The organism is Paenibacillus thalictri (assembly GCF_004307995.1).
Lineage (GTDB): Bacteria > Bacillota > Bacilli > Paenibacillales > NBRC-103111 > Paenibacillus_AF > Paenibacillus_AF thalictri.
In genome coordinates this window covers 48,888-59,313 of sequence record NZ_SIRE01000043.1, presented here as the reverse complement: position 1 = coordinate 59,313, position 10,426 = coordinate 48,888, and the positions used below count along the sequence as shown (strand labels likewise).

The window sequence follows — 10,426 nt, the reverse complement described above, 5'->3', positions numbered from 1 at the left end:
GTAGTACCTGTCATCCCCAACCGAAATTTCAAACGTGAAAAACAAAGCAAAGCCAACCGATTTACACAAACAAAAAGACGCAACTTATAAAATAAGCTTAACCTGACAACATTGGCGCAGCGCCTGGAGTCCCCCGTGGGGGATTGAGGGGGCGATTTTCAGCATAATAGTCCATGTTTTGCGACAAATTCATCCATGGCTTCTTTCTTCCAATCGCGGTAACCTTAACAATAGCTTAATGAGGTTCGACATCGGACCGTGCAATGGGTGAGGAAACGTCAAGGGGGATCGTGGATGACAAGAACGAATATTTTCTCGAGCCATATCAAGCAGCACCGGGTTTCGTACGTAGCAGGCTTTGCATTATTGTCCATATCCAGCTTGATGCAGCTGCTAATCCCGCAATTGCTGGGCAGCTTTACCGATAAGCTGCAGCTCGGCACTTTGAATTACGACGATGCGGTTCGTTTTGCCGTATGGATGGCGCTCGTCGGGATAGGCATCGCATTTTTCCGGTCGACGAGCCGGATTTATTTATTTCGGCTGTCCCGGATGTTGGAGATGAGAGTGCGCGGCGAGCTGTTTCAGCATTGGGAACGTCTCTCGGCCACATATTTCAATAATCAACGGATCGGCGACTTGATGTCCCATGCGATCAGCGACGTCGGAGTGATCCGCGAGGTGACGATGCAGGGGTACTTCAACATATTTGAAGCTTTTATTCTGATTACGATCTCTATTGTGGCGATGGTCGGAACGGTTAATTTCTGGCTCACGCTGCTGACGATGCTGCCGCTGCCGTTCCTGAGTTTTGTGGCTTACCGGTTCAACAAGCGGATTTTGCAGCAGTCTTCGGACATGCAGCGGGCGATTTCCGATATGACCAGCCGGGTCCAGGAATTCACCGCAGGTATCCGCATCGTCAAGGCTTTTGTGCAGGAAAAAGAAGAACGGGAGCTGTTTACAAAAGACAACGGGCATGCCGTCGAGATGAACCGCCGGTTTGTGCGGTCCAATTCGTTGTTTGGCGCGCTCAGCAGCGGTATCGTCGGACTGAGCTTTCTTGTATCGGTTATACTCGGGGGCACGATGGTGCTGAAAGGCACCATTTCGTTGGGGGAATTTGTTGCATTTAATACGTATTTGTCCTTATTGATGGGGCCGATTGAAAATTTGGGTAAAGTAGTGAACCAGGTGCAGCGCGGCTGGGCTTCCGAAGCGCGGCTGATGGAAATTTTCCGGACGCAGCCGGATGTGGTTGACGATGTGGTGGCGAAGCCGGAAATAGATCGGATTAGCGGCGACATCGAAATTAAAAACTTGACGTTTTCGTATCCGGAAGCGAATCGGCCAACTCTTCGCGACATATCACTTAAGGTGCCCAAAGGTTCCAGCCTGGCAATTGTCGGCAGGGTAGGCAGCGGCAAAAGCACGCTTGTTCATCTGCTGGTGCGTCTGTATAATCCGCCGAAAGGCACTTTGTTTATCGACGGTCACGATATTCACGAAATACCGCTGCGCACGCTGCGCACGCAGGTCGGCATCGTGCCGCAGGATCAGTTTTTGTTCTCATCCACCATCCGCGACAATATCGGTTTTGCTCCGTATCCGTATTCCCATGAGCAGGTCGAAAATGCAGCGAAAATTGCGCAGGTATACGATAACATTGTAGAGTTTCCGAATCAATTCGATACGACGCTGGGCGAACGCGGCATATCGCTTTCCGGAGGGCAACGCCAGCGGGTCAGCATTGCCCGGGCAATAATTAAGAAACCGTCTATCCTCATTTTCGACGACAGCTTGTCCGCAGTCGACACGATTACGGAGGACTTGATTCTGGAAGGCTTAAACTCCGTTATGAACGAACGGACGACAATCATTATCGGTCATCGGATTTCATCGGTGCAGTCGGCCGATCAAATCGTCGTGATGGACGAAGGACGTATCGTGGAACAAGGAAGCCACGAACAACTGCTCCGGTTAAACGGTCTATATGCGGATATGTATCATAAGCAGCAGCTCGATCAAGAAGCGGAACGCGAGGAAGATCAGGAGCTGGAGCTTGCCAGAAGGCTGCTAGGCGAATCCCGCCGAGAGGTGTCTGCTGGGGAGAACGCCAAGCTCGGCGGTGCTTCCAAAGTAAGTTTTTCTAAAGGAAAGCTTTCAGGAGGTGCCGGAGCATGAACATTCACGCAGAGAAAGAGATGAAGTCGGGCAAGGACTTTGAGTTAATCGCACGCCTGATCGGTTTTGCCAAGCCATATTGGAAAATGATCCTCTTGTGCCTGCTGCTGGCGGTTGTTATCGTTGTTGCCGATTTGGCGAGGCCTTATCTGATTAAAGTTGCGATCGACGAAAATATTAACGGGCTGCACCAGCCTATGCTTTCCGTGCCGGCGCAAGAAAGCGGCAAGCTGAGCGGCATAGGCCCGGCCATCGAGTGGGATAACAAAGTGTATGTCCGGTTGTCTGGCGATGAGGTGTCGCAGCATAGCGGGGATCAAGCGGACAAGAAGCAAATCGTCGAAGTTGACGCCAAAATGTGGATGATCGACGGTTGGCTGCCGCAGCAGCAGTCTGCTCCCGCGCTCAAGCAAGAAGGCGCGTCTTACCGGATTGAAGCGGCGGGGCAAAGTTTTTCCGCAGCGCCTTTAGACGAGCAGGCGTTGGCCCGTTTCCATGAACGGGATTTCCGCGGATTGCTGCAGCTGGGCGTGTTGTTCCTCGTGACGGTGGTGGGAGCTTCGCTGCTGAACTACGTGCAGAGCAACTTGCTGCAATATACGGGACAAAAAATTATTTTTAACATCCGGCAGCTGCTGTTTAAACATCTGAGCAGCATGTCGATGTCGTATTTCGACCGCAATCCGGTAGGCCGGCTGGTGGTCCGGGTCACTCAGGACACGGAGGCGCTCAATCAATTTTTCTCGCAGGTCATCGTCAATTTGTTCAAGGATGTCATCGTGCTGGTCGGCATTGTGGCGATCATGCTGCATATGAGCTTGAAGCTGGCGTTGCTGTCGCTGGCCGTCGTGCCGGTGCTGTTTGCGCTGACCTTGTGGTACAGGACGGCGCAGCGGGAAGCGCAGCGCACGTCGAGAATTATTTTATCGAGACTTAACGCATTTCTAGCGGAAAATTTATCCGGCATTCGCATCACGCAGCTGTTCACCAGGGAGGAGCGGCAGTGGGAGCACTTCGACGACCATAACTCGGGGTACTACCGGGCGGGGATGCGGGGCACGGTGATCAACTCGATTTTCCAGCCGGCCATCGGTTTTATCGGCAACTTGTCGATCGCGCTGCTGTTATGGTACGGAGGCGGTGCGGTGCTGGACGGCGCAATTACGTTTGGTATCGTATATGCCTTTACGCATTATGTCCGGCAGTTCTTCCAGCCGCTGCAAAGCTTGGCCGAGAAATACAATCAGATTCAGACGGCGATGGTCGGCGCTGAACGTATTTTTGAAACGCTGGACGAAAAAGCTTCGATTGTCGATCCGGCGAAGCCGCAACATCTGCCTGAGCAGCTGCGCGGCACGATCGAATTCGATCATGTATGGTTTGCGTACAACGAAGGCGAATGGGTGCTCAAAGACGTCAGCTTTACGATTCTGCCTGGTCAGACTATCGCTTTCGTCGGTGCGACGGGGGCGGGGAAAAGCTCAATTATTCAGCTGATCAACCGGTTTTATGATATTCAGAAGGGCAGCATCCGGCTGGACGGGATCGACATCCGCGATATTCCGCTTGAAGAGCTGCGCCGCTCCATCGGCATCGTGCAGCAGGATGTGTTCCTGTTCACCGGGGACATCATGTCGAATATCCGGCTGAACAACCGCAATATTACCGACGAGCAAGTATATGAAGCGGCAAGCATGGTGCACATGGATGATTTTGTCGGCCATCTGCCAAACGGATATCATACCCAGCTTGGAGAACGGGGCATCAATCTGTCGCTTGGCCAGCGCCAGCTGTTATCTTTTGCCCGTGCGATCGCATTCCGTCCGCAAATTTTGATACTGGATGAAGCGACATCCAATATCGACACCGAAACGGAATTCATCGTGCAGGACGCGCTGAACCAAATATCCAAAGGCCGGACAACACTGATCGTAGCGCACCGCCTCTCTACGATCCAGCATGCCGACCAGATCGTCGTGATGCATAAAGGGAAGGTGCGGGAAATCGGCAACCACTTCCAACTGCTCGCGCAAAGAGGTTACTACTACCGGCTGTATGACCTGCAATACAAAGATCAGAAGCCGATGCAGCGGGCTAAATAAATCACGCCGACGCAAGGCAATCGTTTAAGCTGCTGCAGTGAAAATACACCGGATGTTAATTATTTGCAGAAGGATGTACTTGATAATGAGGTGCAGATGTAATACAATCTTTGTAAACAATAACGAAATACGTTGAATGGGAATAGTAAGATTTTCTAAGCGATCAGAGAGCTGTTGGCCGGTGCAAAACAGACGTGGAGAAAATCCGAACTCGCCTTGGAGTTGCTCGCTGAAATGACAGTAGGTGGAGCCGGACCCTGACCGTTATCATCAGGAGGCTATACGGTTTGCTTGAACGGGCAAGCTGTGTATGTCAGAGTGCATGCCGCAGGAGGCATGAATTCGGAGTGGTACCGCGTAAGATGTCAAAGTCTTTCGTCTCTGTTAATGGAGATGAAAGACTTTTTTTAATTCCGCCAGATGATGACAGTCGGTTTCGAAATATGGCCTGAAAGGAAAGATGACAATGAAAAATGTGGAAAAATACGCCAGAGGTTATTTCATGCCGCCGAAGACCAGTTTGAAATGGACGCAGAAGGAGAGCATTACCGAAGCGCCGATCTGGTGCAGCGTCGACCTTCGCGACGGCAATCAGGCATTGATCGTTCCTATGAATTTGGAAGAAAAGCTGGAATATTTCAAATTGCTTGTAGAAATCGGGTTCAAAGAGATCGAAGTTGGTTTCCCCGCAGCGTCGGAAACGGAATTTGCCTTTCTGCGGACATTGATCGAGCAGGATCTGATCCCGGACGATGTAACGATTCAAGTGCTTACGCAATCCAGAGAGCACATTATCCGCAAAACGTTTGAGGCGCTCCAAGGCGCGAAAAAAGCGGTTGTGCATTTGTACAATTCCACTTCCGTGGCGCAGCGGGAGCAAGTATTCCGCAAGTCCAAAGAGGAAATTATCGAGATCGCAATCGTCGGCGCCAAGCTGCTGAAGCAATGCGCATCGGAAACGGAAGGAAACTTCCAGTTCCAATATTCGCCGGAGAGCTTTACCGGCACAGAGATTGATTTTGCACTGGAGATCTGTAACCGCGTGCTCGACATTTGGCAGCCGACAGCAGAAAATCCGGTTATTATCAACCTGCCGGCAACGGTATCGATGTCGATGCCACACGTCTATGCCAGCCAAATTGAATATATGAGCGAAAATATGAGATACCGCGAACATGTCATTTTGTCGCTGCATCCGCATAACGACAGAGGCACCGGCGTAGCGGACGCCGAGCTGGGCATGTTGGCGGGAGCTCAGCGGGTGGAAGGCACGTTGTTCGGGAACGGGGAACGGACCGGGAACGTAGACATTGTTACGTTGGCGTTGAATTTGTACTCGCACGGTGTGGATCCGAAGCTGAATTTCACCAATATTCCAGCCATCATTTCGGTGTATGAGCGGCTGACCAAAATGAGAGTGAGCGAAAGACACCCATACGGCGGCGAGCTTGTATTTACCGCGTTCTCCGGCTCGCATCAGGATGCGATTGCCAAAGGCATGTCCTGGCGTGAGGAGAAGAACCCGCAGCATTGGTCGGTCCCTTATCTGCTCATCGATCCGAAGGATATCGGCAGAGAATACGAAGGAGACATCATCCGTATTAACAGCCAATCCGGCAAAGGCGGCATTGGCTATGTGCTGCAGTTGAAGTATGGTCTGGACCTGCCGCCGAAAATGCGCGAGCACTTCGGGTACTGCGTGAAAAACGTGTCGGACCGCCAGCAAAAAGAGCTGATGCCCGATGAAATCCATGACATTTTCATGAAGGAATATGTGAATATCAAAACTCCAGTTGAGTTTGTGAAATACCGCTTTGCGGATGAGGAAGACTTCCGTACGATCGTCACCTTGCGCGACAGCAGCGGGGTTAAGGAACTGACCGGTACGGGAAGCGGCAGATTGGATGCGATCAGCAATGTGCTGCAAGCCCATCTCGGACTGGATTATACCGATTTGATCTACACCGAGCACGCTCTGGAAACAGGCTCCAAATCGCAAGCTGTTTCTTATATCGGCATCAAAGGTTCGAACGGCAAGGTACACTGGGGCTGCGGTATTGACGTCGATATTATGACCTCTTCGGTCAAAGCGTTGTTTAGCGCAGTAAATAACATGACCCGCTAAGGGATTAGCGCCATAACGATGGCAGCGGGATAGCTTTTCGTATGATCAGGCCAGCCGGAATTTTCCGGTTGGCCTTTTTGAGCTGCCGCTTTATTAGCCGGCTTGGACACAACATCATGATACGGAGGCCCCCACGCCATTCTTCCCGACGACGGTTATCTTTTTCCAGACAAATCTCGCAGCATAAGAAAGAGTTAAGAATTTCTGCTAGGTTTTGTTAAGATATGGTGCTTATACTTGGTTATAGTAAGCTGAAGTGAAAGCGAGACCGGTCTCGCAACGATCCGTTCGGCTGCGAAAAGGAGGGTATCGCCTGTGAGGCTGTGGATTAGCGTTTGCATCTTATTGGGATTATTGGTGCTGGGAGGATGCTCGAATCCGGTTACGTTTGCGGGGAGCAGCCCGTTTTGGACCGTCGAATGCTGCGTTGATCCGTCGGGCAAACATAAATCGTACGTTATCGAATATGTTGGCGACGGTCGTGAGACACCCGGAAATGTAAGTTATGCTTTTGCCGAGAGCAGTAATTTCCAAAGCCAAGGTACCGCCAAAGGCCCGTCGAAACACTTGAAAATAACCGGGTCGTCGACATCGGGTTCGGATGCCACTTATGTGGAGGAAGAAGGTTTTAAACTGATCATGAAATGGAACGGCCGGGAGGAAATGATTCAGCTGCACAAACAGTAAATCATGATTGCGGCAAGACAATAAAGCGCAGCAAGGCGATCTGCCCCTGATAACAAGCGAAATACGTGCGGAATGAAACCGCAAGTTCGCTTCAGGCGGCGGTATCGCTTTTTGGCTTGTGCGGCAGCAAGCGAAGGTTTATATATGAAAAGTTTGTGAGATTTTTGAGAGCCTGAGGTGGTACAATCAATTGCAGTTATACGATGGAAGGGGACTTTTTGTTGACAGGCGCAAATTACCGCAAGATCATCGCGATCGGGTTGATCTTTTCGTTTTTCATAGCGGTATTTATTGCAATATATGCTCAAACGGTGCCCAATCGGGATGCACCGCCCGCCATACGGGGGGTCCAAGATTTGAGAAATTGGGATTTCCGGAACCGGGGATTGGCGGCTTTGGACGGAGAGTGGGAATTTTACGAAGGTCAATTATTGGAGCCTGCCGATTTCAAGCAAAGCGCTCCCGTTGCCGGAATGTCCACTATGTTCACACCGGGTACGTGGAAAGGAAAAAAGAACGGCGCAGGGATGGGCAAGACAGGCTTTGGCACCTACCGGTTAAGGGTACTTATTCCGCCAACGGATAACGTGATGGGGGTCAAAATAAGAAGTATCCGCATGGCGCACACATTGTTTATCAATGGCAAGCAGGCTGGAGGCAGCGGTGTCCCCGCCGCGGATGAAGCTGCGCATAAACCGGGCAACACACCTTACAGCGTCTTTTTTCATCCCGGCTCCAGCGAAGTGGAAATCATTATTCAAGCAGCCAATTATGTATACCCGCAAGGCGGTATCGTCAATTCCATCCAATTCGGCTTAAACGAAGATATTACGAAAATAACCGTCATCCAGCTGGGTTCCGATATCGCGGCGATATTTATCCTAGGCATGTTCGGGGCTTATCACTTGAGCTTCTATATTCTGGGCAGGCGGGAGAAGCTTTATCTGTACAGCGGACTTTATTTGCTGACGTTGACGCTGGAACGCTCGTTGTTCGGGGAGAAGCTGCTGCTGAGGCTGCTGCCGGGGATTCCGTTTAACGTAGGGAACAAGCTGATCGATATCAGCGAGTTTGCAAGCGGAGCCGTTATCGTATTGTTTTTTTGCGCCATTGACAGACGGTTGCTGAAGCCCCGTAACATGAAGCTGCTGCTGGCACCGATCGTTGCGTATATTGCACTTGTGATTATGCTGCCGTATCGGTTGCATAGCGAAGTGAAGACATTATTTATGCTGTATCTCGGCGCTGTTGCATTGTTTCTGTTGATTCGCTTGATCTATTTATACGGCATTAACGAGCGGAACTCGACGAATCGCAAAGAGCTGGTTCTGTTTATCGGCGGTATCGTATCGCTGACCGTTTTTATGACCGATGGCTTATTGTATACGGAGAACATCGTGCCGACCGACTTGGTTGCCAAAGTCGGGATCATCTGTTTTATTGTGTTTATGAATATGTTGTTGGCAATCCGTTTTGTGGGCGCTTTTGAGAAGACGGAGTCGCTTTCCCGGCAATTGGCGCTCTCCAATCAGCTGAAGGACGAATTCTTAACCCATACTTCCCACGAAATCAAAACGCCGCTGCACGGCATTATGAATATGACTTCGCATCTGCTGGATGACGAGGAGCGCAATTTGTCGCTGAGCCAAAAGCAGAATCTGTGGCTGATTAAAGATACGTCCGTCAAGCTGTCGATGCTGATCCACGACTTGATCGATGTCACCCGGTTAAAGCATGGCAAACTGAGGCTTAAGCCAGTAAACGTCGACATCGGGGTTCTTGTGCAGATTGTGTTTGATGTGCTGCAGTTTGAGCTTTTGGGCAAAGAAGTGCGGCTTGTTAACGAGGTTAGCGCGGATACGTGGGTACGGGCCGACGAAAACCGCTTGCGGCAAGTGTTGTACAATCTGGTGCACAATGCAATTAAGCATACAAGCAGAGGTTTGATTAAAGTCAAGGTTGTTTTATCCGGCGGGATCGCGGCGATTTGCGTTGAAGATACGGGAACGGGAATTGCCGAAGCGCGGCGTGAAACTATTTTCGAATATTTCGAGCAGCAGCATCAACCGCTCCCGCAGGACGGATACACCGGGATGGGGGTAGGGCTGTACATCAGCAGAAAGCTTGTTGAGCGTATGGGCGGGGAACTGCGGGTGGACTGGTCCGAGCTTGGAAAAGGAACCTGCATGCGGTTTACATTGCCTGGCGTGGATGGGCTTCTGCAGGAGGCGACGACGTACATGACGGAGGCTGATCTGCAGCGGGCGGATGCGGGCGTGAAACCGCTGGATATTGTCAGCGAACAAGGCGGCACGATTTTGATTGTGGACGACGAAGCCTCTAACATTCATATGCTGCTGAACATATTGAAGCGTCAACAATATAACGTGCTGACGGCATTTTCAGCCGATGAGGCGATGGGAAAGATGAAGCTGAATCCGCAGATCGATCTGGTTATTCTGGACGTGATGATGCCGGGGACCTCGGGGATTGAGTTGTGCCGGATGCTGAGAAGTTATCATTCGATCCTGGATCTGCCGATTTTGTTCGCAACGGTCAAGGATACGCCGCATGACATTGCGTTAGGGTTCAGAGCCGGAGCTAACGATTATGTGACCAAGCCGTTTGAGAAGGAAACTTTGATCGCCAGAATCCAAACGTTAATCGCCATGAAAAATTCCATTAAGGAAGCCATCCGCAATGAACAGGCGTTTCATCAGGCGCAAATTAAGCCGCATTTCTTATACAACGCATTAAGCAGTGTCATCTCGTTTTGTTATACGGACGGTCCCAAGGCAGCCCATTTGCTAACGATGCTGAGTCAATATTTGCGGTACATTCTCGACATGGACCGCTCTACACTGATGGTTCCCTTGCGCCAGGAGCTGGAGCTGATCGAAGCGTATGTGGAAATTGAAAAGGCGCGATTCGGGGAGCGCTTTGCGTTTGAATGCCATGTGGACCCAGCGGCGTATTACCGTGAAATTCCGTCTTTGAGCATCCAGCCTTTTGTGGAAAATGCCATTCGGCACGGCCTTTTCGAAAAAGAAGGATTCGGCATGGTGGCGCTGAACATTCGCGAAGGAGACGGTTTTATGAAAGTGATCGTGGAGGACAACGGGGTTGGCATTCCCGACGAATATCAATTTCAGATGTCAAAAGGAGAATGGCCGTTCGGCGGCATCGGCATCCCCAACATCCGCAAGCGGCTCGATTCGATCCCCGGGGCATCGCTTCATGTCACCTCGGAGAGAGGGAGGGGCACCAAAGTCACTATCTATTTGCCTGTCGGCAAAAGTGATGCGCTGAGCGGTACGGGGTAATGCCG

The 10,426-nt window shown here is 51.0% G+C and carries 5 protein-coding genes and 1 other annotated feature; all 5 genes read left to right on the top strand.

Translation table 11 applies throughout. From position 1 onward, the window contains the following. Positions 1-294 precede the first annotated feature (294 nt). Entirely contained in the window at positions 295-2,184 is a 1,890-nt protein-coding gene (locus EYB31_RS37740; RefSeq protein WP_131018779.1) for an ABC transporter ATP-binding protein, read from the top strand. Further along, positions 2,181-4,286: an ABC transporter ATP-binding protein gene (locus tag EYB31_RS37735; RefSeq protein WP_131018778.1), complete on the top strand. Its 2,106-nt coding sequence runs from the start codon at positions 2,181-2,183 to the stop codon at positions 4,284-4,286. The genes EYB31_RS37740 and EYB31_RS37735 overlap by 4 nt, the downstream gene beginning before the upstream one ends. 123 nt (positions 4,287-4,409) lie before the next feature. Continuing rightward, positions 4,410-4,672, top strand: a binding site (T-box leader). A gap of 80 nt (positions 4,673-4,752) precedes the next feature. Then, positions 4,753-6,411, top strand: coding sequence for a 2-isopropylmalate synthase (leuA, locus tag EYB31_RS37730; RefSeq protein WP_131018777.1), 1,659 nt, complete (start codon positions 4,753-4,755; stop codon positions 6,409-6,411). A gap of 315 nt (positions 6,412-6,726) precedes the next feature. Further along, positions 6,727-7,098 (top strand): hypothetical protein, encoded by a 372-nt coding sequence (locus EYB31_RS37725; protein ID WP_131018776.1) that lies wholly within the window; start codon positions 6,727-6,729, stop codon positions 7,096-7,098. 356 nt (positions 7,099-7,454) lie between these two features. Next, on the top strand, positions 7,455-10,421 hold the full coding sequence (locus EYB31_RS37720; protein WP_338120014.1) for an ATP-binding protein: 2,967 nt from the start codon (positions 7,455-7,457) through the stop codon (positions 10,419-10,421). The last annotated feature ends 5 nt before the right edge of the window (positions 10,422-10,426 follow it).

What these genes read in the sequence shown, in the direction of transcription:
- leuA (WP_131018777.1), top strand. Translation starts at nt 4,753, where the DNA reads ATGAAAAATGTGGAAAAATACGCCAGAGGTTATTTCATGCCGCCGAAG.
- EYB31_RS37740 (WP_131018779.1), top strand. Translation starts at nt 295, where the DNA reads ATGACAAGAACGAATATTTTCTCGAGCCATATCAAGCAGCACCGGGTT.
- EYB31_RS37735 (WP_131018778.1), top strand. Translation starts at nt 2,181, where the DNA reads ATGAACATTCACGCAGAGAAAGAGATGAAGTCGGGCAAGGACTTTGAG.